The sequence below is a fragment of the Pandoraea sp. LA3 genome, from assembly GCF_022696215.1.
In the GTDB taxonomy this organism is placed as follows: Bacteria; Pseudomonadota; Gammaproteobacteria; order Burkholderiales; family Burkholderiaceae; genus Pandoraea; species Pandoraea capi.
Genome location: NZ_PTPY01000028.1, coordinates 161,401 through 186,632, shown reverse-complemented (window position 1 = coordinate 186,632; position 25,232 = coordinate 161,401). Strand labels below are relative to the sequence as shown.

Below are 25,232 nucleotides of genomic sequence, written 5' to 3'. Positions count from 1 at the left end.
CTCGGTAATTTAAATTCCGCGCGGCGTGGTCGCGCTTTGCGACAACTTCACAGCATCGTCCTGCGTCACAGACGGCGTCTCCGGGGTGCTGGAGAGCGCCCGCAGCGCGTTCGAATAGCGGTCCGCGCCCGATTGCGCGCGATGCGTGCCGATCGTCGACGCCGAACCCTGCCCCGGCAAACGCCAGGCCCGATGCACCGCCGTGTCGGGTGAACCAATGGTGATGGCCATGCTTTGTGCTCCCTCTGTGACGAGATACACCGCAGTTTGCGCGCCCGTCCAGTGCACCGTTGACCGAAGCATCCAACAGAATGGCGCCCAATCCTTATTTCAGAAAGGATTCGTAAGGCGCACTGAGACGTCTCGCTGGCGTCATCATTGAGAAATATGCCGAAAAATACAAATTTCGTCGACGTTGGACGACATAAGGCGAAATTATAGCCAATTTGTCACATACCCCTCGCCTTACCGCGCCGCTCGCGTCATACCGGACGGTGCTCAGCGCGAAGGATCACCCTCGCAATCTTCACACTGTGCAGCCGGCGCACCCCGGCATGGCCGACGGCGCCGCACACGGGCCATCGCAGCGCCCGCATCGCCGAGCGCCTTATCCAGTGCGGGTCGAAGCCGTTATCGAACCGTCCACGGGGACTAAAGCGACCGCCGCACGGCGTGATTTTGACCCGGGTCGCGCTCTCCACATTTCGCCGTGGGCGTCGATTCGCTCGTTCGCGCTGGGTCGATTCCCAATGTCTCGCGCCGGTCATCTCTGTTCACAAAGTCCCAACAACTGAAAACAGTTTGTCAGGCGCCCTTTGATTAGGATCGCCACAGGTCCGCATCCCGGTTGGTTTGCGGCAGTCACTGGCCTATTTCCCGATCGATGAAGCGTTTCCCGCGGCTCGTTGCCTTGCTAATTGCCTTGTTATCCCGTCTGCGGAAGTCGCGTCGCCGTATGGGCGTCGCGGTCGCGATCGTCGTCGCCTGTGGTCTGGCGCTCTGGCTCTGGCCGCATCCGAAGCCGCCGGCCTATCTCTTCGCTACCGTCCGGCACAGCGATCTCGAAGATGCGGTGCTCGCCACCGGCGTGCTCCAGCCCATCAAGCAGGTCGAAGTCGGCTCGCAGGCCAACGGGCAGCTTCGCTCGCTCAAGGTCGTGCTCGGCGATACCGTCACCAGGGGACAACTGCTCGCGGAAATCGATCCGACCTCCAGCGATAACGACCTGCGCGAAGCCAGCGCCGGACTGACGACGCTCGCGGCCGACCGGCGCGCGAAGGCCATTCGTCACGCGCAGGCCGGTCGCGAACTCGCACGCCAACGTCAGTTGGCGGGCGACGAGGCGACCTCGCCACGCGATCTCGAAAAGGCGCGCACCGAAGCCGAAGCGCTCACCGCCGAACTCGCCTCGCTCGATTCGCAGATCAGCCAGCAAAAGGTCAAGGTCGACAAGGCGCGCACGAATCTCTCCTACACGCGCATCACCGCCCCCATCAATGGCACCGTGACCGCCATCAGCACGCAGGAAGGCCAGACGGTGACGGCGATCTATCAGATTCCGACGATCCTGAAAGTTGCCGACCTGTCGATGATGACCGTGCGCGCGCAGGTCTCGGAAGCCGACGTGGTGCGCATTCGCGCCGGGCAGCCGGTGTACTTCACGATCCTCGGCGCTCCCGACAAGCGCTACGAAGGCAAGCTGCGCGTGATTCAGCCGTCGCCGGAAAAGATCAACAACGCGATCTTCTTCAATGCGCTTTTCGACGTGCCGAATCCGAGCGGCGTGCTGCGTCCCGACATGACGGCGCAGGTGTCGATCGTCAGCGCACGGATCGCGAACGCGCTGACGTTTCCGTCGGTCGCGCTCGGCGAGAAACGTGCCGATGGCCGTTATCGTGTTCGCGTGCTCGACGCGCAGGGCAACGCTCACGCGCGCTGGGTCAGAGTCGGGCTCGACAACCGTCTCACCGCGCAAGCGCTCGACGGTCTGTCGGCGGGCGATCGCGTCGTGACCGCCGATCCGACCGACGCGCCAGCGCCCGGTAGCAACGACTCGGGGACATTGCTGTGACGCACGCCGACGTCCCCCTCCTGTGCCTTAGCGGCATCTCACGCACGTTCGGCGGGGGCGTGGGGGCCGTGAGCGTGTTGCGCGACGTCGACCTCGTCATCCGGCGCGGCGAGATGGTCGCGATCATGGGGCCGTCCGGTTCCGGCAAGTCGACGCTGATGAATGTACTCGGCTGCCTCGACCGCGCCAGCGCCGGACGCTACGAGATCGATGGACGGGACGTCGCCTCGCTGTCCGATGACGAACTTGCGCAACTGCGACGCGAGTATTTCGGTTTCATCTTCCAGCGCTATCACCTGATGGGGCATCTCACGGCACAGGGCAATGTGGAAGTGCCTGCCGTGTACGCCGGGACTTCCCGCGCGCAGCGTGCGTCGCGCTCCGTAGCTCTGCTCGACCGTCTCGGACTCGACAGGCACCACGCGCATCGCCCGGCGCAGATGTCAGGCGGACAACAGCAACGCGTGAGCATCGCCCGCGCGCTGATGAACGGCGGCGACATCATCCTTGCGGACGAACCGACCGGCGCACTCGATAGCCACAGCGGACTGGAAGTCATGCACATCCTGCGCGAGCTTCACGCGCGCGGGCACACGATCATTCTCGTGACGCACGATCCCGGTGTCGCGGCGTGGGCGCAACGCGTCATCGAGATCGCCGACGGACGCATTCAGCGCGATCGCATCAACGTCACGCCGCAAGCATCGCCCCCGTCACCGGCATCACCGGCATCAATGGCATCGACGGCGGGCCACTTGTCTGACGATCCGGAACGCGCCACGTCACGAGAAGCCTCGTCGGCACTGTCGGTCACATCGCCCGCGATAGCGTCGCTGCGTGCCAGCCGTCGTCACACGCTCACGCGCTGGCTGCAAGGCTGGCCCACATTCGCGGAGAGCCTGTCGATGGCGTGGCACGCGCTCGCGTCGCACCGGCTTCGCACGGGGCTGACGATGCTCGGCATCATCATCGGCATCACGTCGGTCGTCTCGCTCTCGGCCATCGGCGAGGGCACCAAACGGCGCGTGCTCGACGACATCGGCAACATCGCCCCCAACACGATCACCGTGCTGCGCGGCAAGGACTTCAACGACGACAAGGCCGCCGAGATTCGCACGCTGCTGCCGCGCGACGCCTCGTTGCTCGCCGCGCAGCCCTACACCGACAGCGTGTCGCCGCAGGTCGGTCCGCGCACGGCCCGCATGCGCTTCGGACGTCTCGACACCGACGCACAGGTTCACGGCGAAGGCGCCGACTTCCTGCGGGCCAACGGATTGAAGCTGGCCCGTGGACGCAGCTTCGACGCCACCGAAGTCGAGCGTCAGGCGCAAGTCGCGCTGCTCGGCGAAAACACGCTCAGGAAGCTGATGCCGAACGGCGGCGACCCCGTCGGTCAAATCGTGCTCGCCGGGTCGCTGCCGCTGCGCGTCATCGGTGTGGTGAAAGATCGCTCGTCGATGTTCGTGAGCCGCGCGCTCAACGTCTATGTGCCCTGGACGACGGTCGCGAGCCGACTGGCCGGACAGCAGCATCTGGAGTCGATCACGGTGCGCATTCTCGACGGACATCCGCCTGCGGCGGCCGAAGCCGGCATCGTTCGCGTGCTCACGCGAGCGCACGGCCAGAAGGACTTCTTCACGTTCAACATGGACACGATCGTGAAGTCGATCTCGCGCACGAGCCAGATGCTCACGCTGCTGCTTTCGTTCGTCGCGCTGATTTCGCTCGTTGTCGGCGGCATCGGCGTGATGAACATCATGCTGGTCTCGGTGACGGAGCGCACGCGCGAGATCGGCATCCGGCGCGCCATCGGCGCACGGCGTCAGGACATTCTCCGGCAGTTCCTCATCGAGGCGGTGCTGGTCTGCCTGATGGGCGGCGCGGTCGGCGTCGCGCTGTCGTATGCGATCGGCTGGCTCGTGTCGACGTTCGTGCCGCAGGTCGCCGTGGTGTTCTCCGCGAAAACGTTCGCCGCGGCGCTCTCCTGTGCGTGTGCCATCGGCATGCTCAGTGGCTGGCTGCCCGCGCGCAGTGCGGCCCGCCTCGATCCGGTCGATGCCCTCGCCCGTGAATGATTGCCCCCCGCCGTCCCGCGGCGCCCCCCCTCAGGCTCGGGATGGCTTTTACACCCCGCGCGCGATTCGGTGTCGCGCGCGGGGGTCTTTTTGTCCAATTCACGCGCATGCGCACCGGTAGCCTCGCGTGCGCCGATGCAATACCTCCGATGATTCGTCACCCCCGACCTTTCCGTCCGATCCCACCATGGCTTCCGTTGTCGCCGCGCGTACGCTTCGTCCCCCTCGCCGTATCTGTCGCCGTCGCCCTGATCACCTCGGGATGCGCGCTCACGCGCACGGATTATGAGCGCCCGGCGTTGCCGGTGCCGGCCCACTTCGGTACCCCCATCGACGGCACACAGCAGGGTGCAGCGCCTGACGACGTGGGGTCCGTCAACGCGCAGAACACGTCCGCTGCGGACATCGCGCCGTGGTGGCAGGCGTTTCGCGAGCCTCAACTCGATACCCTCGTCGCGCAGGCGCTCGCCGGCAACCCGGGGCTCGCGCTCAAGGCGTTGCAGGCGGATCGCGACGCGCTCCAGGCCGGACTGACGGACGCCAACCGCTGGCCGCAGTTCACCGCCAGCCTCAGCGGCGCCAAGTCGCGCGCGCTCGACGGCGGCCGCGCCGCGCTCGCGTATGACGGGCAAACGCGCACGACGTCCGGCGCGAATCTCGGCATCAGCTATGAAATCGATCTCTGGAACAAGCTCGGTGCACAACGCGACGCCGCCAACTGGCAAGCTGCCGCGAGTGCATGGGAGCGGCGCGCCGCAGCACTGTCGCTGTCGAGTCAGGTGGCGTCGCTGTACTGGCGTGTGGCCTATCTGAATGAGAACGTGCGCAGTGCGACGGCAGACCTCGACGCCGCCAATCGGGTAGTGACGGTCGTCGAAGCGCGTCGTCGTGCGGGGGCCGTGTCGGCGCTCGATCCGGTGCAGGCGCAGCAGGATCGCGACGCGGTGGCCGGGGCGCTGGCTGAATGGGAACGTCTGCGCGACGTCGCGCGGCATGCGTTGGCGAATGCGTTGGGGCGTCCGGCGCAAACCCGCTTCGCCGAGCGTGATTCGCTCGCCCCCGTGCAGTTGCCCGACGTCGCGCCGGGACTGCCCGCATCGCTGCTCGCACAGCGCCCCGATCTCGCAGCGGCCGAGACGCGCGTTCGCGCCCGTCTGGCGGACGTCGACGCCGCCCGTCTGTCGTTCTATCCGTCGCTCACGCTGACCGGCACGGCCGCGACCAGCAGCGACGCGCTCTCCCGTCTGCTCGCCAATCCCGTCGGCACACTCGCCGCGACGATTGCGACGCCCTTCCTTCAGGTGCAAACGGCGCGCTTCACCACGGCGCTCGCACGCAACGATTACGCGCAATCCGTCACCACGTTCCGCAGTACGTTGCTGACCGCACTGACCGAAGTGGAAGACGCCCTCGCGGCGCGTGAGCGCACGGCGTCGCAATACGCCTCGCTCGCCAGCGCCGCCACATTGGCGCAACGCGCGGCAGACCTCTCGGGCGCGCGCTATCGCGCCGGGGACATCGACCTGCAAACGTGGCTCGACGCGCAGCGACTCGCGCGTCAGGCGCGTCGTAACGCCGCGCAGTCGCGGCTCGATCAGATCGACGCGACGCTCACGCTCGTCAAGGCGCTCGGCGGTACGCTGGGGACAGCGTCATGAGCAGCGCCGCCACGTCCGGATACTTCAGACGGTAGCCGAGTTCGCGCTTGAGCCGCGTGTTGACCAGACGTCGCGACTCCGACATGAAGGACAACAATGTCGGTTCGAGCACCTGCTTCGCCTCGTCGCGGGAGATGCGCGGCGCGCGCGGCAAGCCGAAGGCATCCGCCACGTGGTCGAAGTACTCGCCCATGCGCCAGTCGGTGTCGTCGCTCGCGTGCACGACACGCTGCGCCTTGCCGCGCCACATCGTGCGAATCAGGATCGCGGCGAGATCGTCGGCATGGATATGGTTGGTGTAGACGTCGTCCGACGCCTGCAAGGCGGGCGTGCCCTTCTGCAACCGTGCGAGCGGCAGACGTTGCGCCGCGTAGATCCCCGGAATTCGCACCACCGACGCACGCCACATCCCCCGGCCTCGGGCGGTATGACGCCATGACGCGCGTGTGCCTGACGTCCCGGCCACCTGCGGCCCCCGCGCTCGCGGGGCCCCCGCCGCCGCCGAGCGTCGCGGATTGCGTGCGTGGAAGGCGGGACGGCCGAGGCTGCGCACGGTGCGCTCGGCGTCGACCCGGCGCTGGCCGCGCGGCGAACGCGGCATGGGCGTGCGGGTCTCATCGACATATGCCCCGCCGCAATCGCCATAGACGCCGCTGGTGCTCGCGTAGACGAGAATCCGGGAAGGCGAAGGGCGTGACGCGGGCGCGCCTGCCCGGGCGCGATACCCCCCCTCGGGTACAATATTGCGTTTGTATGGTCGGGTCAGCGCGGCGCGCAATCGACGGGTACGAAGATCCTGTGTACCGTTGCCGGCAACGGCCGCAGGCGGCGCCAGATGCAGGACCCGTGGGGCCAGATGGCCGATGCGTTGCAGCCGCTGTGCGTCGTCCAGATTGGCGACGACAGGCACCGCACCCGCCGCCCGCAAGGCCGCATGACGCGCATCGCTGGACGTCACGGCAAAGACACGAAAGCGTTTGACGAGCGCCGGCAGGGCACGCATGCCGACGTCGCCGCAGCCCACGATCAAGAGGCGCGGGCGACCGAAGGATTTGGACGGTTTTTTCATTTTTCGGATTGTAGTATGGCTTACAACGTTACCCTCGTGCCGAGCGGGCGCGAGTTCCAGGTCGAAGACGGCGAGGCCGTGCTCTCCGCGGCGCTGCGTCAGGGCATCGGTCTGCCGTACGGATGCAAGAACGGCGGCTGCGGGTCGTGCAAGGCCAAGCTCGTCGAGGGCACCGTCGAACACGGCGCCCACTCCAGTTCGGCCCTCACCAAGGACGAAGAAACGCGCGGTTTCGCCCTGCTGTGCTGCGCCCACACCAAGGGCGATCTCGTGATCGAGTCGCGCGAGGTCAAGGGCATCGGCGATATCCCGGTCAAACGCCTGCCGTGCCGCGTGAACGCGCTGGAACGCCGCGCCGACGACGTCATCGTCATGCGTCTGCAACTGCCCGCCAACGAACGCTTCCAGTACCTCGCCGGGCAGTACATCGAATTCATCCTCAAGGACGGCAAGCGTCGCAGCTATTCGATGGCGACCGCGCCGCATGAGGAAGGCTTCCTCGAACTGCACCTGCGCCACATGCCCGGCGGCGTGTTCACCGATCACGTGTTCAACAACATGAAGGAGCGCGAAATCCTGCGCTTCGAGGGACCGCTGGGCACGTTCTTCCTGCGTGAAGATTCCGACAAACCTATCGTGTTACTCGCTTCGGGCACCGGCTTCGCACCGATCAAGGCCATCGTCGAACATGCCGCGCACAAGGGGCTCGACCGGCCGATGACGCTCTACTGGGGCGCGCGTCGGTTGAAGGACATCTACCTGCGCGAACTGGCCGAGCAGTGGGCACGCGAGATCCCCGGCTTCCGGTTCGTACCGGTGCTCTCCGACGCCGCGCCGGAAGACCAGTGGCAGGGACGCACGGGCTTCGTGCATCGCGCCGTGGCCGAAGACCTTGCCGACATGTCGGGTTACGAGGTCTATGCCTGCGGGGCGCCGGTGATGGTCGAATCGGCCCGGCGCGACTTCATCGCGCATCACGGACTGCCGGAAGACGCCTTCTACGCCGACGCCTTCACGACCGAAGCCGATAACCCTGGCGGCGGTGAGTGACCTGACAGGACGCCGTGACGCCGTCATGGCATCCGGCCCTCGCTGATCGACGTGCCCGTCAGGGGAATGCGCAAAAGATGCACGCAAACCACAGTCCGTGCATTCCCTTTGACAAGCGCCGCGTCACCGTCTTATGCTTGCCGACATGAACCTGATTGCCATCGCCTCGATCCGACGTCGCCGTACGCTGCCCCAACCGGGATGCCGCGCGGCACGCTATCGACTGCGATAACAACGCAAGTTCTCAAGCACAGCGAAGCCACGGGCAACCCCCGTGGCTTTTTTTATTCCCTCGTCTCTTTTCCCTTTGCCTCCGGAGACCGTCATGTCGCTTGCTCAATCGTCCGCCGCCGCCAACCCTTCCAACGAAGCGGCTACCGCCCCTAATGTTCGTAATGTCCGTAACGCCAGGTTCGCCGAGTACCCGACGCAGGCGCTGCTACCCATTACTACGCGCCCGGAACTCGTGTTCACGCATGGCAAGGGCGGCTGGCTGTACGACCACCAAGGCAAGCGATATCTCGATTTCATTCAGGGCTGGGCCGTGAACAGCCTCGGCCATTGCCACCCGGTGATGCGCGACGCGCTGGCCACGCAAGGTTCGTTGCTCCTCAACCCGAGCCCCGCGTACTACAACGTGCCGATGATCGAGCTGGCCGATCTGCTCACGAAGCTCTCCGGCCTCGGCAAGGTCTTCTTCGCCAACAGCGGTGCGGAAGCCAACGAAAGCGCGATCAAGCTCGCGCGCAAGTGGGGACAGTTGCATCCGAACCCGGCAGGCGGTGCGCGTTACGAGATCATTACGTTCAACAACGCTTTCCATGGCCGCACGCTCGCCACCATGTCCGCGAGCGGCAAACCCGGCTGGGACAAGATCTTCGCGCCGCAGGTGCCGGGCTTCCCGAAGGCCGAACTGAACGATATCGCGTCGGTCGAGGCGCTCATCGGCCCGGATACGGTCGCCGTGATGCTCGAACCGATTCAGGGCGAAGCGGGTGTCGTGCCCGCCACCGACGCGTTCATGAAGGCCTTGCGCGAGCTCACGAAGGCGCGTGGCCTGCTGCTGATCGTGGATGAAGTGCAGACGGGCTGCGGCCGTACCGGCACGCTCTTCTCGCACCAGCAGAACGGCATCGTTCCCGACATCATGACGCTCGGCAAGGGCATCGGCGGCGGCGTGCCGCTCGCGGCCATGCTCTGCGGTGACGAGTTCGCGGTGTTCCAGCCGGGCGATCAGGGCGGCACCTACAACGGCAATCCGCTGATGTGCGCCGTCGGCCTCGCGGTGATGCGCACGGTCAGCTCGCCGGGCTTCCTCGAATTCGTGCGGGCGCAGGCGGACTATCTGAGCGCGGGATTGCAGCATCTGTCGTCGCGCTACGGCGGTCAGGGCGAGCGCGGCGCCGGTCTGCTGCGCGCGCTGCTGCTCGGGCGCGACATCGGCCCGCAACTGGTCGAAGCCGCCCGCGACATGACACCGGACGGCCTGCTGCTCAATTCGGCGCGCCCCAACCTGCTGCGTTTCATGCCCGCGCTGAACGTGAGCCGCGAAGAGATCGACCAGATGCTCTCGATGCTCGACACGCTGCTCGCCAAACACGTCTGAGCGCGGCTCACCGACCGTGCGCCAGCCCCGCTGGCAACGTTCGCTGGCAACGTTTTGATCGACGACGCTCGCCCGGACCTCGCTCCGGCGAGCGCCTATGACAATCTCAGGAGAACCCATCGATGAACGACCTGAGTCAGGGGCACCCGACACCGCCCGCCGACGCCATCGTCGAAATTTCCGCCGATCCGGCACGGCTCGACATCGGCTTCATCCATCACGCCCTGTCGACGCAGACGCACTGGGCGCAGGACATTCCGCGCACCACGCTCATGCGCGCCATCAGTCACTCGCTGTGTTTCGGCGCTTACGCCACGCAGGTCGAAGGCGGCGTCTCGCGACAAGTCGGTTTCGCGCGTGTGATCACGGATCACGCCACCTTCGCGTATCTGGCGGATGTGTTCGTCGACCCCTCGATGCGCGGGCTCGGTATCGGCAAGCGTCTGTGCGAGAACGTGCTCGCCCATCCGGCATTGCAGGGGCTGCGCCGCTTCCTGCTCGCGACCACCGATGCCGCCAGCCTCTATGCCCGTTACGGCTTCGAGCCGCTCGGCCCCGTGAACAAGATGATGCAGATCCATCGGCCCGACATCTACACGGGCCAGCAGGAAGCGCCATGACCCGCCTATCCGCCGACATTCACATCCGCACGTTCGACGAAGCGGATACCGACGCCGTCATCACGCTCTGGCGTGAAGCGTTTCCGGAATACAACCGGGCCGACAAGCCGCACCGTGAGCCGCGTCGCTCGATCGCCAACAAGGTGGCCATGCGCGACGGTCTGTTCTTCGTCGCGGTGCGCGAGCGCAAGATCGTCGGCACGGTCATGGCCGGGTACGACGGCCATCGTGGCTGGGTCTATTCGCTGGCGGTGACGTCAGCGCTGCGTCGTCGCGGCGTGGCGAGTGCGCTGCTGCGGCATTCGGAGATTGCGCTGGCCGAACGGGGTTGCCTCAAGCTCAACCTGCAAGTGCTTACGCAGTCGCGGGAGGCGCTGGCGTTCTACAACGCGCATGGGTACGCCGCGGACGATGTCGTGTCTCTCGGCAAGCGACTGCCGCCCGCATCCAGCGCCGGCCCGCATGTGACGGCCTGAAGCGCTGATGCGCTGATGCATGTGCGTCGGCGTGATCGCCATCGGCAAGCGCCGCCGGTCGTGATGACGACAACACGCTGCGCCACAAGACACAAAGGGCGCCGGGAGTTGCCTCCGGCGCCCTTTGCATGACACACCGCCCGACCGGGTGGGGATCGATGGACTGGCGTCGACCGATCCCTGCCCGCGCCTTGATTGACGTCTCGAATTACTCCCCGAGATACGCTGCGCGCACCTTCGGATCGTCGAGCATGTCCTTCGCGTCGCCGGTCATGGTGACCAGGCCGCTGTCCATCACGTAGCCACGGTGCGCGGCTTGCAGCGCCAGACGCGCGTTCTGCTCCACGAGCAGCACCGTCACGCCTTCGCCGGATACCGTACGCACCACCTCGAAGATCTTCTCCACCATGATCGGCGAGAGCCCCATCGACGGCTCGTCGAGCAGCAACAGCTTGGGCTGGCTCATCAGTGCACGCGCCATGGCGAGCATCTGCTGTTCGCCACCCGAGAGCGTACCCGCGAGCTGATCTTTACGCTCCTTCAGACGCGGGAAGATGCCGAACATCTTGTCGACGTCCTGCTTGATGCCCGCGTTGTCGTTGCGCAGATACGCTCCCATCTGCATGTTCTCGAGGATGGTCATGCGCGTGAAGATGCCGCGACCTTCCGGCACCATCGCCAGCCCCTGCTTGAGCAGATCGAACGCCTTCACGCCGCGAATCGACTTGCCCAGATACTCGATGTCGCCATCGGCCCACGGCAGCAAGCCCGTGATCGCCTTCATGGTCGTCGTCTTGCCCGCACCGTTCGCGCCGATGAGCGTGACCAGCTCGCCCGGCTGAATGCTCAGGTCGATCCCCTTGACCGCCTTGATCCCGCCGTACGCGACTTTCAGGCCCTTGATCGTCAACATTGCGCTCATCAATGGCCTCCCGAACCCAGATACGCTTCAATCACCGCTGGATTCTTCTGCACGTCCTGCGGCAAACCTTCGGCAATCACCTTGCCGTAATCGAGCACCGTCATGCGGTTGCACAAACCCATCACCAGCTTCACGTCGTGCTCGATGAGCAGAATCGTCTTGCCGTCACTACGGATCTTGTCGAGCAGACCGCGCAGCTCCACCTTCTCGGTGGCGTTCATGCCCGCCGCCGGTTCGTCCAGCGCCAGCAGCTTCGGATCGGTGGCGAGTGCGCGTGCAATCTCCAGACGCCGCTGGTGCCCGTACGAGAGGTTCGCCGCCGTGTAGTTGGCGTACTTCGCCACGCCCACGTACTCCAGCAATTCCATCGCACGATCGCGGATCGCGCGCTCTTCGGCCTTCGCACCGGGATAGCGGACGATCGCGCCGATCACGCCCATCTTCGTGCGCACGTGACGGCCCACCATCACGTTCTCGACGACGGTCATGCCGCCGAACAGACGGATGTTCTGGAAGGTGCGCGCAATGCCGGCCTTGGCCACTTCGTGCACGGCGGTCGGTTTGTAGGACGTGCCGTCGAGCCGGAACTCGCCGGAGTCCGGTGTGTAAAGACCGGTGATCACGTTGAAGAACGTGGTCTTGCCGGCGCCGTTCGGGCCGATCAGCCCGTAGATCTGCCCCGGCTTGATCTCCAGGCCCACGTCGGTGAGGGCCTGCAGACCGCCGAAGCGCTTGTTCACGCCCTTGACGGACAGAAGAATTTGTTCGCTCATGTTCAGGTCATCTCCCTCGGCTTACAGAGTCCGTTCTTCCGGACGCGGCGACGGCCACAGGCCGGCCGGACGGTACAGCATGATCAGGATCATGGCCAGACCGTACAGCAACTGCCGGATCACTTCGGGATCGACGATGACGTTACCGAACAACTTCATCTGCAACGGGCCCATGGTCGAGCGCAGGATCTCGGGGAACGCCGAGAGCAGCACACCGCCCAGAATCACGCCCGGAATGTGGCCCATGCCGCCGAGCACCACCATCGAGAGCACGACGATCGACTCCCAGAAAGTGAACGACTCGGGCGAGACGAAGCCCTGGAACGCGGAGAACATGCCGCCTGCCACGCCACCGAACGACGCGCCCATGGCAAACGCGAGCAGCTTGATGTTGCGCGTGTTGATGCCCATCGCCTTGGCGGCGACTTCGTCTTCACGAATGGCGACCCAGGCGCGTCCGATACGCGAGTGCTGCAAGCGCACGCAGATGAACGCGATGAGCAACGCCAGGAACACGAACAGGTAGTAGTACATGTACACCGAGCTGACCTTGAACCCGAAGAACTCGTGCGCCTTCGAGAAATCGAAGCCGAACAACGAGGCGGGTTGAATGCCGGTGATCCCCTTCGGACCGTTGGTGATGTTCACCGGACGGTCGAGGTTGTTCATGAAGATACGGATGATTTCCCCGAAGCCCAGCGTCACGATGGCCAGATAGTCGCCGCGAAGCCGCAACGTCGGCGCACCGAGCAGGATACCGAAGATGGCCGCGACCGCCGCCCCGATCGGGATCGTGAACCACACGGGCACATGCAAGCCGCCCGGGAAAAGGTGCGCGATCCATTCGAACTGGGTCGTCAGATGCGGAGAACTCAGGAACGCCGTGACGTACGCGCCCACGGCATAGAACGCGATGTAGCCAAGATCGAGCAGGCCGGCGAAGCCCACCACGATGTTCAGGCCCAGCGCGAGCATGATGTAGAGCAGCGCGAAGTCGAGCACGCGCACCCAGTAGTTGCCGCCGGCGTAGCCGACGAGCACGGGCGCGACGATCGCGGCGATCAGGAAGAACGCGAGGCCGCGATAGGCCTTGCGGGTGGCGGCGGCCGCAGAGATCTGCGTCGCCGGCGAAGTTTGCACGGGTTGATTCATAGTCTCGATCCTCCCGGCTTATGCACGATCTGCCACGCGCTCACCGAGCAGACCGCTCGGACGGAACACCAGCACCACAATCAGCACGACGAAAGCAAACACGTCCTGATAGTTACTGCCGAACACACCACCGGTCAGATCGCCGATGTAGCCTGCGCCCAATGCTTCGATGAGGCCCAGCAGCACGCCGCCGACCATGGCGCCCTGCAGGTTGCCGATCCCGCCGAGCACGGCGGCGGTGAACGCCTTCATGCCGGGGATGAAGCCCATGTAGAAGTGCGCGTTGCCGTAGTTCGAGGCCATCATCACGCCCGCCAGTGCGGCGAGACCGCCGCCGAGGGCGAACGTCGCGGAGATCACGAAGTTCGGGTTCACGCCCATGAGGCCGGCGACGTTGCGGTTTTCCGCCGTCGCACGCATGGCGCGCCCAAGCTTGGTGCGGTTCACGAGCTGCGTGAGGCCGAACATCACGAGGAAGGCCACGACCACGATCACGATGCCCGTGCCGTTGGTCACGGCGCCCGGATGATCGCCGCGCGGCGGGATCACGTTCATGGCGTCGGTCGGCAGCAGTTGCGGGAACGAGAGGGGGTTACGCGACCAGATCAGCATCGCGATCGTCTGCAGAAGCAGCGAGACGCCGATAGCGGTGATCAGCGGCGCCAGACGCGGCGCATTGCGCAACGGCCGGTAGGCCACGCGCTCGATCACAAAGTTGGTCAGTGCACACACGGGCATACACACGAGCGTCGCAATGGCCAGCATGAGCACCGGGTTCATATCCGGCGCGATCTTCAAAAGCAGGTTGATGGTGGACAGCGCGACCATCGCACCGATCATCATCACGTCGGCGTGGGCAAAGTTGATGATGCCCAGAATGCCGTAGACCATCGTGTAGCCCAGTGCAATGATCGCGTACACGCTACCAAGCACGAGGCCGTTCAAGATTTGTTGGATAAAAATATCCATGAAGCTAACTCCTTGTCCCGGGAACGGGCTCCCGACACGCAAGCCGGATAGGGCATGCGAGGGGGTCGAGAGAACTGCGGGTTATGAGGCGTAATCCTGTGTCAGGAGGGGGGGCCGTGCCCGTCATGCAGGCACAGCGTCTTTCCGCAGATATCGATGCGGCACCGAATGGGTAGGCAACGGTGCCGCATCATGGCGCGAGAGCCTGGGAGTTACATCTTCACCACGTCGAGCACGCTCTTCTTCTTATCCTTGTAGTTGTAGAGCGTGATCACCGGCTCCTTCATGTCGCCCTTGCTGTCGAAGGCGATGTGACCGATGACACCCTTGTAATCCGTTGCCGGCATGGCTGCCAGGATCTTGGCCGGATCGGTCGAGTTGGCACGCTTCATGGCGTCGACGATCACGTTGACGGCGTCATACGTGAACGGGGCGTAGATCTGGATCGGCTGGTTGTAACGGGCTTCGTAACGCTTGGAGAAGTCGGCACCGTTTTCCATCTTCGACAGCGCCATGCCCGCTTCCGAGCAGATGATGTTGTCGATGGCGTCGCCAGCGAGTTCGGCCACCTTGTCGGTACACACGCCGTCGCCGGCCAGCACCTTCGCACCGATACCCAGTTCCTTCGATTGCTTGGCGAACGGGCCGCCGGTGGCATCCATACCGCCGTACATGATGATGTCCGGTTTCTCACCCTTGATCTTGGTCAGAATGGCGCGGAAGTCCGTGGCCTTGTCGTTGGTCGCATCGTGCGAGAGCACCTTCAGGCCGTTGGCCTTTGCGGTCTTCTCGAACTCGTCGGCCAGCCCCTTGCCGTAAGCGGTCGCGTCGTCGACGATCGCCACCGATTTGGCATTGAGCGACTTGGTTGCGTAGTTCGCCAGTGCCGGACCTTGCTGCGCATCGGTCGCCACCACACGGTACGTCGTCTTGAAGCCCTGCTGCGTGTAGGCCGGGTTCGTCGACGACGGCGAGATCTGCACGATGCCCGCATCGCTGTAAATCTTCGAGGCCGGAATCGAGGTGCCCGAGTTCAAGTGACCCACCACGGCAACGACCTTCTCGTCGACCAGCTTCTGGGCGACCTGCGTTGCGGTCTTCGGATCGGCGGCGTCGTCTTCTGCCACCAGTTCCAGCTTGACCGGCTTGCCGTCGATGGTCAGACCAGCCTTGTTGGCTTCTTCAACGGCGAGGCGTGCACCGTTTTCGTTATCTTTGCCCAAGTGAGCAATTTGGCCCGTCAATGGTGCAACGTGACCAATCTTGATGACAACCGCATCGCCGCCCCCGCTGGCGGCAGTCGTCGCGGCAGGTGCAGAAGCGGCACCCGAATCGGCCTGCTTTTCTTCCTTCTGACCGCATGCCGCCAACAGCGTCACTGCGGCGACTACGGGCAGTACCTTCGCGAACTTGAGTTGCATGTGATGATCTCCTGATTGTCGGCGATTTAATAACGCCAATAACGCCAAATCGATGTTTCGTATGCGAAACGCGCGCATTGTAACTCCATTCTTTGCGGCTGCGACGCCCGCAGCCACAGGGTTTTCCATAATGGAGGACTAAGGTTTTATACCGACTTGTGCAACCCTAATTTTTCAAAAGCGCAACCCCGGAATTGTGAAAGGTTTTACGCACCCGGGCGCAGCTTCCCGGGTGGCTTCATGGTGCAACCGGTGCACCATTCATGGGCCCGGATGCCATGGCAATCTAATAAGCAATTAGCATGCCTATTAGATTTGGAATGATGTTTCTAATTAAGCAGGCATATAAATAATTAAATTCCGGAAAACCAGACGACATTCCTTATTGCTAATTCCATATCCGTTGAATTAACGAGAACGCCATTCGGTTTTGGCTGCCGAGACGTTAAAAGCTACAAAATCGGATACGCGTGGATTCTGCGAAATCTCGTTCGTCGATGCGAAAGATCCGCGGGGGCGATCCTGGAAAAGTCGGGGGGAGTTCGGCGGATGATCGACGTGGACGTCAGGGTGCCTGATGGCGAAAAGGGCGCGTCGATGCCGTGCCTGCGGGCGATGTGTCGTGCATCTGAGCGCACCGGCCCGAATCATGGCGGGGAAAAAAACCGGGACCGTCTACGACGGCCCCCGGTTTGACGGCCGTGCGGGCATTGCCACCGACCGTGAACTTTCTGTGATGCTATGCGCGACGGCGTTGCACAGTCGCTGCGGCAGCGCGGTCAATATGGCCCACCAGGGGCCGATCCGTATCGATTCGGATCGATATTGACCGAGGGGCTTTGATAGACCTCAGCCTGCGACCGTCTGCGTGAGGCCCTTGGGCAACGGGAACGCGATGTTCTCTTCCACACCGTCGAGCACCTTGACCTGATTGACGCCCAGTTCGCGCAGACGCGAGACGATCGATTGCGCCAGCACTTCGGGTGCCGATGCGCCCGCCGTCACCCCGATACGACGCTTGCCGTCGAACCATTCCGGCTTGAGCTGATCCGGCGAATCCACCATATAGGCGGGTACGCCCATCTTCTCGGCGACTTCGCGCAGACGGTTCGAATTGGAGCTGTTCGGGCTGCCGACCACCACCACCACGTCACACTGCGGCGCCATGAATTTCACGGCGTCCTGACGGTTCTGCGTGGCGTAGCAGATGTCCTGCTTCTTCGGCTCGGTGATTTCGGGGAAGCGCTTCTTGAGCGCGTTGATGACTTCGGCGGCGTCGTCGACGGACAACGTCGTTTGCGTCACAAAGGCGAGCTTGCTCTCGTCTGCCACTTGCAGCGCGAGCACGTCTTCGATCGTCTCGACGAGGAACATGCCCTCGCCCGACTGGCCCATGGTGCCCTCGACCTCCGGGTGCCCCTTGTGGCCGATCATGATGATCTCGAGCCCCTGGCCGCGCATTTTCGCGACTTCGACGTGGACCTTCGTCACGAGCGGACAGGTCGCGTCGAAAATGCGCAGACCGCGCGATTCGGCTTCGGTACGTACGGCCTGCGACACGCCGTGCGCGCTGAAAATCAGCGTGTTGCCAGGCGGAACATCCGACAGTTCCTCGATGAAAATCGCGCCCTTCTTGCGCAGATTCTCGACGACGTACACGTTGTGGACGATTTCGTGGCGCACGTAAATCGGTGCACCGTACATCGCCAGCGCGCGCTCGACGATTTCGATTGCACGGTCGACGCCCGCGCAAAAACCGCGCGGCTGAGCCAGCAGGATTTCCGCATCCGACAGCGTCGGTGCTACGACTTGGGTGGCGCTCATTTCGATTCCTACAGAATGCCGATAATCTGGACTTCGAACACGATCGGCTGGCCCGCCAGCGGATGGTTGAAGTCGAACAATGCCCAGCCGTCGCCCAGTTCGCGCAGGATGCCCGCATAGCGGCCACCGCTCGGCGCGTTGAACTCGACCAGATCGCCAACGCTATATTCCTCGCCGAAGTTGCTGTTCTCCTGCAACGTCTTCATCGAGACGCGTTGCAGCAGTTCCGGATTGCGCGGGCCGAAAGCCTGCTCCGGCGCCAGTTCGATCCGGCGACGCTCCCCCACGGCCATCCCCAGCATCGCCTGCTCCAGCGTCGGCGCCATCTGGCCGCCGCCGAGTTGCAACGTGGCAGGGGTGCCTTCGAAAGTGTTGACAATGTCCGCGCCGTCGGGCGCGCCGATCCGGTAGTGGAGCGTCAGATAGGAATCGTCTTGAACCACGGGGGTTGCAACAGAACTCATGGGGGTCTCACAGCAAGGTCAAGCTATTATTGTAAGCGACGACGCGTTGCGCGTCCGGCTCCCCATCAAAGCAGCCCCGAATTTTTCCCTTCGGTGGCCGTGTTTCTTATTAGTGACACCCGCGATCATGCCTGCGACCGTGTCCGCCTTCCGGAGCCGTCATGTCCATCGCTCACTGGCCACCCGCCGAGCGCCCCCGCGAAAAAATGCTCGCCCATGGGCCTAATGCCCTGTCCGACGCGGAGTTGCTCGCCATCTTGCTGCGCACCGGCTCGCATGGCCGCAATGCCGTCGATCTCGGGCGCGAGCTGCTGGCCCGCAGCGGATCGCTCGGCAGACTGCTTGCCACACCGTTCGAGACATTGCGGCAGATCCCCGGCCTCGGTCAGGCCAAATCCCTTCAGTTTCAGGCCGCATTGGAAGTGGCGCGCCGCATGTTGCGCGAAGGCCTGCAATCCGGCTGCATGCTCGATTCTCCCGCCCGGGTTCGCGATTATCTGCGTCTCACGTTGCAGGACACCTCGCGCGAGCGCTTCGTCTGCCTGTTTCTGGACGCCGCGCACCGGCTGATCGGCACGCGCATCATGTTCGAAGGAACGCTCACGCAGACCTGCGTCTACCCGAGAGAAATCGTACGCGCCGCACTGGACCTTCATGCGGCTGCCATCATCGTCGCGCACAATCATCCGTCCGGCGTCCCCACGCCCAGCGCCGCCGATCTTGCGCTGACACGTCAGTTGGGCGACGCGCTCGCGCTGCTGGAAATTCGCCTGCTCGATCATTTCATCGTGGCCGGCGATACCGTCTATTCGCTGGCCGAAGGCGGCGACATGTAAGTCGAAGGCGAGCCGCAGATGCGTCGGGACACGAGGAAATTCGTGCTGCAGTGTGACGCGGAACAACACCGTGCACATAAATTCGGCACGCCGTTCGCATTTGGGCGGCGTTTACGCTATGATCCGTCCCTTCCCCGAATCTCCGACAGACGTTTCCCGCCAGGGACTCACGTCCTACATCGACTAAAGCGATTGATTTGTCTGGGATTTTTGTGGTATTATCGCGGTCTGTCTTTTCGACTCACCTTTTTTTACACAGAATTCTGGGTTAGGAGTGCTTCATGGCACGCGTATGTCAAGTGACCGGGAAAGCGCCGATGGTCGGCAATAACGTTTCCCACGCCAATAACAAAACCAAGCGCCGTTTCCTCCCGAACTTGCAAAATCGCCGGTTCTGGGTTGAGAGCGAAAACCGTTTTGTGCGCCTGCGCCTTTCGAACGCCGGCTTGCGCCTGATCGATAAGGTCGGTATCGATGCCGTTCTCGCGGACCTGCGTTCGCGTAACGCCATCTAAGTTTTAGGAGCTCATCATGGCAAAAGGCGCTCGCGACAAGATCAAGCTGGAATCGACCGCAGGTACGGGTCATTTCTACACGACCACGAAGAACAAGCGTACCCATCCGGAAAAGATGGAAATCAGCAAGTTCGATCCGGTGGCTCGTAAGCACGTACCGTACAAAGAAACCAAGATCAAATAAGATCAACAGGTTTCATCGCAGTGGTTCGCTACTGCGTTCAATACCCCGCCTCTGGCGGGGTATTTTCATTTCAGCGTCTCGAAAATTGCAGCGCTACGCTTTGCGTAGTCCGACGACACACAATATCTCCGATCTGCGCATAGGGGCATGTGTCACGGGTGTGTTGACTCGCTATACTGGCTCATCTCTCATCACGAGGATCGCGCCACCGAAAATGCGTCGATCCCAGACAGCGCGCGTACCATGAATTTCGATGTCGTCATCGTCGGCAGCGGGCTCGCCGGCCAGTCCGTCGCCTTGCATCTGGCCAACACCTGCCGCGTGGCGCTGGTCGCCAAGCGTCCCATGCCCGAAGGTGCGAGCGATTGGGCTCAGGGCGGCATCGCTGCGGTGCTGGACTCCACCGACAGCGTCGACGAACACGTCGCCGACACACTCGTCGCCGGCGCCGGATTGTGTGACGAGGCGGCAACGCGCTTCATCGTCGAACACAGCCGCGAAGCCATCGAGTGGCTCATCGAGCAAGGTGTGCCCTTCACGCGCGACGCACAAGCCGAACTCGGCTTTCATCTGACACGCGAAGGCGGTCACAGCCATCGCCGCATCATTCACGCAGCCGATGCTACCGGGCATGCCGTCATTACGACGCTCACCGAGCGCGTGCGCCAGCACCCGAACATCACCCTTTTCGAGAATCACTTCGCCGTCGATCTGATTACGTCCGATCGCGCCGACGCAGCGCCGACAGCCGGACGTCATTGCCAGGGCCTTTACATACAGGATCTCGGCACCGGTGAAGTCCACGCGGTGACCGCCCGACATACGGTGCTGGCTACCGGCGGGGCCGGCAAGGTTTATCTGTACACGACGAACCCCGATACCGCGACGGGCGATGGCATCGCCATGGCCTGGCGCGCGGGCTGCCGGATCGCGAACATGGAGTTCATCCAGTTCCATCCGACCTGTCTCTATCATCCTTACGCGAAGTCGTTCCTGATCTCGGAAGCCGTTCGGGGGGAAGGCGGACGTCTGGTGCTCCCTGACGGTACGCGCTTCATGCCCGCGCACGATCCTCGAGCCGAACTGGCGCCGCGCGACATCGTTGCGCGCGCCATCGACTTCGAGATGAAGAAACACGGGCTAGATTGCGTGTACCTCGACATCAGCCATCAAAGTCCGGAATTCCTGCGCGAACACTTCCCCACGATTCTGGCTCGCTGCGCTGAACTGGGGATCGACATCACGAAGCAACCGATTCCCGTCGTGCCGGCGGCGCATTACACGTGCGGCGGGATTGTCACCGATATGCACGGGCGCACGGATCTGCCCGGGCTGTATGCCGTGGGTGAAGCGACGTACACCGGCCTGCACGGCGCGAACCGTCTCGCCAGCAATTCGCTGCTCGAATGTATCGTGCTCGGCAAGGCCGCCGCCGAAGACATTCAGCGCGGCGCCCCCCCCCGGATCGCCGCTACGGACGTTCCCGCGTGGGACGAAAGCCGTGTCTCGGATGCCGACGAAGAAGTGGTCGTCGCGCACAACTGGGATGAACTGCGCCGCATGATGTGGAACTACGTCGGCATCGTGCGCACGACCAAGCGACTGGAACGGGCACAGCATCGTATCGCCCTGCTGCGCGAGGAGATTGCCGAGTACTACGCCAACTTCCGCGTCAGTCGCGATCTCCTGGAATTGCGCAATCTGGTCGACGTCGCGTCACTGATCGTCGATAGCGCTCTGGCGCGTCGTGAGAGCCGTGGCCTGCATTTCTCGCGCGACTTCCCGGACACGCTGCCGAAAGCCCTCCCGACGGTGCTTTCGCCAGCGCTACCGCGTCGCACGCGCTGATCGCTTTCGCAAAAGACAACAAGGCCGCAGGCATTACCCTGCGGCCTTGTCGTTTCGAAGCGTCTGAGGCTTCGCAAGCCAAGCCATCACATCGTGACGCTTATCCCACCGTCTCCAGAATGCGCATGGAGAAGTCCGCTGCGCGAACGTCCTTGGTGAGGCCGCCGACAGAAATACGGTCGACGCCCGTCTCCGCAATCGCTCGCAGCGTTTCCAGATTGATCCCGCCGGACGCTTCCAGCACGGCACGCCCATCGGCCACACGCGCGGCTTCGCGCATCATTTCCAGCGTGAAGTTGTCGAGCAGGATCGACGTCGCGCCACACGCCAGCGCGGTCTCGAGTTCTTCGAGCGACTCCACTTCGATCTGCACCGGCGCGCCGTCCGACAGACGATCGGCGTTCGCCAGCACCTGACGAATGCCGCCTGCCGCCGCGATGTGATTCTCCTTGATGAGAATGCCGTCGTAGAGCGCGAGACGCTGATTCGCCCCGCCGCCCACGCGAACCGCGAACTTCTGCGCGAGACGCAGCCCCGGCAGCGTCTTACGCGTATCCAGCACGCGCGCCTTCGTCCCTTCGACGATGTCCGCGTAACGACGCACGGCCGTCGCGACACCCGAGAGCAACTGAAGGAAGTTCATCGACGTACGCTCGCCGGTCAGCAGTGCGCGCGCCGGGCCGTAAATGTCACAGACCGGCGAATCGGGCGTCATGCGCTCGCCTTCGCGGTAGTGCCACTGCACACGCACCGAGGCGTCGACGCCCAGCATGCAGCGCTCGAACCAGCGCACGCCACACAGCACCGCCGACTCACGCACGATGATTCGCGCATGCGCCATTTCGTCCGACGGCACGAGCAAGCCCGTGAGGTCACCGCTGCCGATGTCTTCTGCCAGTGCGTCCTGCACGTTGCGCGAGAGCGCCGCTTCGAGCGGCTCGCCGAACGTCGTGAATTCGGGAGACAGCGCTTCGGCAGTGTTCAACGTTTTCGATTGCGTCATTATGCGGGGCCCACGCCCGAGAACAGCGCGCCGTCGCGCGCAAAATCACCGCTGGCGCGCACGTTCTGCTTGCGCGCTTCGGCGAACGTCAACATACGATCGATACAGGTATGCGCGCGGCGGCCAATGTCCGGATCGACGTGAATTTCATTGGCCCCCGACTCCAGCACTTCCGCCAGATTCCGCAGGCTGTTCATCGCCATCCACGGGCAATGCGCGCAGCTCTTGCAGGTGGCGCTGTTGCCCGCCGTCGGCGCTTCGATGAAATGCTTGCCCGGTGCTGCGGCGCGCATCTTGTGCAAGATGCCGTTGTCGGTGGCGACGATGAATTCCGTGGCGTCCATGGTCTGCGCCGCCGCAATCATCTGCGACGTGGACCCGACGACATCCGCCAGCGCGACGACTGCGGCCGGCGACTCCGGGTGCACCAGCACCTTGGCGTTCGGATGCTCGCGACGCAGCAACTCGAGTTCAGTGCCCTTGAACTCGTCGTGCACGAGGCATGCGCCCTGCCACAGCAACATGTCGGCGCCCGTCTGCTTCTGGACGTAGCTGCCCAGATGGCGGTCCGGCGCCCACAGGATCTTTTTGCCCTGTGCATGCAGATGCGCCACGATTTCCAGGCCGATGGACGACGTCACCATCCAGTCCGCACGCGCCTTCACGGCTGCGCTGGTATTGGCATAGACGACAACGGTACGGTCAGGATGCGCATCGCAGAATGCGGCGAATTCGTCGGCGGGGCAACCCAGATCGAGCGAGCAGGTCGCGTCGAGATCGGGCATCAAGATGCGTTTTTCGGGACTGAGAATCTTCGACGTCTCTCCCATGAAGCGCACGCCGGCGACCACCAGCGTTTTGGCCGAATGATTCCGGCCGAAACGCGCCATTTCGAGCGAATCGGCCACGCAGCCGCCGGTCTCCTCGGCGAGGTCCTGCAAGTCGGCGTCGACATAGTAGTGGGCCACAAGCACGGCATCCTGCTCGACGAGCAAGCGCTTGATTTTGGCCTTGAGCGCCGCGCGTTCCTCCTGCGACGGCGCATCCGGGACGCGTGCCCAGGCATGGGCAACGCACGTGGCGCCGCTCGGTGCGGGGCGCTCGAATTCTACGGATTTGAGTGAGGCATTCATTTTTGCGTGGCCCGTGGGATAGGCCGGGAATGACAAAACCCCGCCGTGGCGGGGTTTCGATTATGCGTCAAAAACAGATTTCTGGCTGCGCCTGTTCACGCGTAGCGGCGCAAACGCGTCGCGAATTCCTGCAATGCGTGAATGCCGCTCTGCTCTGCACGATGGCACCAGTTCTGCAACTGACCCAGCAACTGCTCACGCGAGGCATTCGAACGATCCCAGATACCGGCCAGTTCGTTGCGCAGTTCGTAGTACGTCTTCACGGCATTGCTGTGCGCGAAGATCTCGCCCAGTTGCTGCTTTTGCGGCTCTTGCAGCGAAGCCTCGTCGTGATGCAGCCACTTGCGCGCGCCGCGGAGCAACTGGTATTCGCCGTGCTGACGCTTGTCCTTGAAGCGCGCCAGTTCCTCGCCGTAGGCACGCTTGAAGGTCTTGGCATAACGCGCCATCACTTCGTAGCGGTTCGAGAGCACGGCTTGCAACGTGTCGTCGTCGCAGGCCGCCTTGACCTTCGCGAGCTTCGGCGTCGGCGCGATCTTCTTCACCTTGGCCAGCCCCACGAACGACAGCGTACGGATGTACAGCCAGCCGATATCGAACTCGTACCACTTGTTCGACAGCTTGGCCGACGTCGCGTAGGTGTGGTGGTTGTTGTGCAGTTCTTCGCCGCCGATGATGATGCCCCACGGCAGCAGGTTCGTCGACGCGTCGGCGCAGTTGAAGTTGCGGTAGCCCCAGTAGTGGCCCAGACCGTTGACGACACCGGCCGCCCAGAACGGAATCCACACCATCTGCACGGCCCACACGGTCAGACCGATGGCACCGAACAGCGCGATGTCGATGATCATCATCATGCTGATGCCGAGAATCGGGAAACGCTTGTAGATGTTGTTCTCGATCCAGTCGTTCGGCGTGCCGTGGCTGAACTTGCGCAGCGTTTCTTCGTTCTTCGCTTCGGCGCGATAGAGTTCGGCACCTTCGGCCAGCACCTTCCACAGGCCACGCGTTTGCGGGCTATGCGGATCTTCCGGCGTTTCGCACTTGGCGTGGTGCTTGCGGTGGATGGCAGCCCACTCGCTGGTGATCATGCCCGTGGTCATCCACAGCCAGAGGCGGAAGAAGTGGGCGACGACAGGATGCACATCGAGGGCGCGGTGCGCCTGGCAACGATGCAGATAGATGGTGACCGCGGCAATCGTCACATGGGTGACGGCCAGCGTGAAGAAAAAGATCTCCCAGCCGCTCCAGTCGAGCAGGCCGGTCGAGAGAAATCCAAGGAGACTGTCCAGCAAAATATCACTCCAAACTAATCAATACGGTAGCCATCACGGCAAGGTCCAGCGAAGCCGTGTCTTGTCTTGTCGGGCCGAAGCGGCCGATGTGGACATAGGCCGTCGCGTCAGGTCTCGTTCTTGCGCTCGCTTGACGCTTGGATTCGCTGGAGGTCGGCAAGTTGCGGATGCCGTGGCGATATGGGCGGAAAACGTGCCAGTGAACGTCTGGTTTTTATGGTTTGGGACGCATTTTACCCGACGCGCCGACGCCCGTGTGTAGCCTGTCAGC

The 25,232-nt window shown here is 63.4% G+C and carries 23 protein-coding genes; 11 read left to right on the top strand and 12 right to left on the bottom strand.

The features are described from left to right. Positions 1 to 9: 9 nt before the first annotated feature. The gene (locus C5N93_RS09190) at positions 10 to 231 is read right to left on the bottom strand and encodes a hypothetical protein (protein ID WP_069341568.1); all 222 of its coding nucleotides are present in this window, start codon (positions 229 to 231) and stop codon (positions 10 to 12) included. A gap of 652 nt (positions 232 to 883) precedes the next feature. On the opposite strand from C5N93_RS09190, the gene macA reads away from it, so the two are divergent. The 3 genes from macA (at position 884) to C5N93_RS09175 (ending at position 5,804) form a co-directional block, all read left to right on the top strand. After that, positions 884 to 2,071 carry a macrolide transporter subunit MacA gene (gene macA / locus C5N93_RS09185; protein ID WP_277990257.1) on the top strand — a complete coding sequence of 396 codons (1,188 nt, stop codon included), beginning with the start codon at positions 884 to 886 and terminating at the stop codon, positions 2,069 to 2,071. Then, positions 2,068 to 4,146, top strand: a complete 2,079-nt coding sequence (locus tag C5N93_RS09180; RefSeq protein ID WP_242559015.1) for a MacB family efflux pump subunit — start codon at positions 2,068 to 2,070, stop codon at positions 4,144 to 4,146. The genes macA and C5N93_RS09180 overlap by 4 nt, the downstream gene beginning before the upstream one ends. Positions 4,147 to 4,343: 197 nt before the next feature. Further along, entirely contained in the window at positions 4,344 to 5,804 is a 1,461-nt protein-coding gene (locus C5N93_RS09175) for an efflux transporter outer membrane subunit (protein WP_242559014.1), read from the top strand. Here C5N93_RS09175 and C5N93_RS09170 read toward each other — a convergent pair. Further along, the gene (locus C5N93_RS09170) at positions 5,767 to 6,873 is read right to left on the bottom strand and encodes an SDR family NAD(P)-dependent oxidoreductase (protein ID WP_242559013.1); all 1,107 of its coding nucleotides are present in this window, start codon (positions 6,871 to 6,873) and stop codon (positions 5,767 to 5,769) included. The genes C5N93_RS09175 and C5N93_RS09170 overlap by 38 nt on opposite strands. A gap of 15 nt (positions 6,874 to 6,888) precedes the next feature. On the opposite strand from C5N93_RS09170, the gene C5N93_RS09165 reads away from it, so the two are divergent. The 4 genes from C5N93_RS09165 to C5N93_RS09150 all read left to right on the top strand — a co-directional run bounded on the left by C5N93_RS09165 (position 6,889) and on the right by C5N93_RS09150 (position 10,625). Then, positions 6,889 to 7,923: a CDP-6-deoxy-delta-3,4-glucoseen reductase gene (locus tag C5N93_RS09165; RefSeq protein WP_242559012.1), complete on the top strand. Its 1,035-nt coding sequence runs from the start codon at positions 6,889 to 6,891 to the stop codon at positions 7,921 to 7,923. Positions 7,924 to 8,248: 325 nt separating this feature from the next. Beyond that, positions 8,249 to 9,529 carry an acetylornithine transaminase gene (locus C5N93_RS09160; RefSeq protein WP_242559011.1) on the top strand — a complete coding sequence of 427 codons (1,281 nt, stop codon included), beginning with the start codon at positions 8,249 to 8,251 and terminating at the stop codon, positions 9,527 to 9,529. 122 nt (positions 9,530 to 9,651) lie between these two features. Further along, positions 9,652 to 10,149 carry a GNAT family N-acetyltransferase gene (locus C5N93_RS09155; RefSeq protein ID WP_242559010.1) on the top strand — a complete coding sequence of 166 codons (498 nt, stop codon included), beginning with the start codon at positions 9,652 to 9,654 and terminating at the stop codon, positions 10,147 to 10,149. After that, on the top strand, positions 10,146 to 10,625 hold the full coding sequence (locus C5N93_RS09150; protein WP_242559009.1) for a GNAT family acetyltransferase: 480 nt from the start codon (positions 10,146 to 10,148) through the stop codon (positions 10,623 to 10,625). The genes C5N93_RS09155 and C5N93_RS09150 overlap by 4 nt, the downstream gene beginning before the upstream one ends. 208 nt (positions 10,626 to 10,833) lie before the next feature. Here C5N93_RS09150 and C5N93_RS09145 read toward each other — a convergent pair whose 3' ends face one another. From C5N93_RS09145 to C5N93_RS09115, 7 genes are all read right to left on the bottom strand, one after another. Then, the gene (locus tag C5N93_RS09145; protein WP_150719594.1) at positions 10,834 to 11,547 is read right to left on the bottom strand and encodes an ABC transporter ATP-binding protein; all 714 of its coding nucleotides are present in this window, start codon (positions 11,545 to 11,547) and stop codon (positions 10,834 to 10,836) included. Then, positions 11,547 to 12,320 carry an ABC transporter ATP-binding protein gene (locus tag C5N93_RS09140; RefSeq protein ID WP_242559008.1) on the bottom strand — a complete coding sequence of 258 codons (774 nt, stop codon included), beginning with the start codon at positions 12,318 to 12,320 and terminating at the stop codon, positions 11,547 to 11,549. The genes C5N93_RS09145 and C5N93_RS09140 overlap by 1 nt, the downstream gene beginning before the upstream one ends. A gap of 21 nt (positions 12,321 to 12,341) precedes the next feature. Next, positions 12,342 to 13,472 carry an ABC transporter ATP-binding protein gene (locus tag C5N93_RS09135; RefSeq protein ID WP_242559007.1) on the bottom strand — a complete coding sequence of 377 codons (1,131 nt, stop codon included), beginning with the start codon at positions 13,470 to 13,472 and terminating at the stop codon, positions 12,342 to 12,344. An 18-nt stretch (positions 13,473 to 13,490) separates the two neighbouring features. Beyond that, positions 13,491 to 14,441, bottom strand: coding sequence for a branched-chain amino acid ABC transporter permease (locus C5N93_RS09130; protein WP_242559006.1), 951 nt, complete (start codon positions 14,439 to 14,441; stop codon positions 13,491 to 13,493). 212 nt (positions 14,442 to 14,653) lie between these two features. Next, the gene (locus C5N93_RS09125) at positions 14,654 to 15,862 is read right to left on the bottom strand and encodes a branched-chain amino acid ABC transporter substrate-binding protein (RefSeq protein WP_242559005.1); all 1,209 of its coding nucleotides are present in this window, start codon (positions 15,860 to 15,862) and stop codon (positions 14,654 to 14,656) included. 849 nt (positions 15,863 to 16,711) lie between these two features. Beyond that, positions 16,712 to 17,686, bottom strand: a complete 975-nt coding sequence (ispH, locus tag C5N93_RS09120) for a 4-hydroxy-3-methylbut-2-enyl diphosphate reductase (protein WP_242559004.1) — start codon at positions 17,684 to 17,686, stop codon at positions 16,712 to 16,714. An 8-nt stretch (positions 17,687 to 17,694) separates the two neighbouring features. Beyond that, a complete protein-coding gene (locus C5N93_RS09115) occupies positions 17,695 to 18,150 on the bottom strand; it encodes a peptidylprolyl isomerase (RefSeq protein WP_069341924.1) in 456 nt (151 codons plus the stop codon). Positions 18,151 to 18,311: 161 nt separating this feature from the next. On the opposite strand from C5N93_RS09115, the gene radC reads away from it, so the two are divergent. From radC to nadB, 4 genes are all read left to right on the top strand, one after another. After that, the gene (radC, locus tag C5N93_RS09110) at positions 18,312 to 18,986 is read left to right on the top strand and encodes a DNA repair protein RadC (protein WP_069341925.1); all 675 of its coding nucleotides are present in this window, start codon (positions 18,312 to 18,314) and stop codon (positions 18,984 to 18,986) included. Positions 18,987 to 19,267: 281 nt separating this feature from the next. Then, positions 19,268 to 19,501, top strand: coding sequence for a 50S ribosomal protein L28 (rpmB, locus tag C5N93_RS09105; protein ID WP_039400832.1), 234 nt, complete (start codon positions 19,268 to 19,270; stop codon positions 19,499 to 19,501). Between the two features lie 16 nt (positions 19,502 to 19,517). Further along, positions 19,518 to 19,685, top strand: coding sequence for a 50S ribosomal protein L33 (rpmG, locus tag C5N93_RS09100; RefSeq protein ID WP_010807102.1), 168 nt, complete (start codon positions 19,518 to 19,520; stop codon positions 19,683 to 19,685). 243 nt (positions 19,686 to 19,928) lie between these two features. Beyond that, positions 19,929 to 21,533, top strand: coding sequence for an L-aspartate oxidase (nadB, locus tag C5N93_RS09095; RefSeq protein WP_242559003.1), 1,605 nt, complete (start codon positions 19,929 to 19,931; stop codon positions 21,531 to 21,533). Positions 21,534 to 21,633: 100 nt separating this feature from the next. On the opposite strand, the gene nadC is transcribed toward nadB, so the two are convergent. The 3 genes from nadC to C5N93_RS09080 form a co-directional block, all read right to left on the bottom strand. Then, entirely contained in the window at positions 21,634 to 22,536 is a 903-nt protein-coding gene (gene nadC / locus C5N93_RS09090) for a carboxylating nicotinate-nucleotide diphosphorylase (protein WP_242559002.1), read from the bottom strand. Further along, positions 22,536 to 23,669 carry a quinolinate synthase NadA gene (nadA, locus tag C5N93_RS09085; RefSeq protein ID WP_242559001.1) on the bottom strand — a complete coding sequence of 378 codons (1,134 nt, stop codon included), beginning with the start codon at positions 23,667 to 23,669 and terminating at the stop codon, positions 22,536 to 22,538. Before nadA ends, nadC begins: the two co-directional genes overlap by 1 nt. Before the next feature lie 95 nt (positions 23,670 to 23,764). After that, positions 23,765 to 24,961, bottom strand: a complete 1,197-nt coding sequence (locus tag C5N93_RS09080; protein WP_242559000.1) for an acyl-CoA desaturase — start codon at positions 24,959 to 24,961, stop codon at positions 23,765 to 23,767. Positions 24,962 to 25,232: the final 271 nt, after the last annotated feature.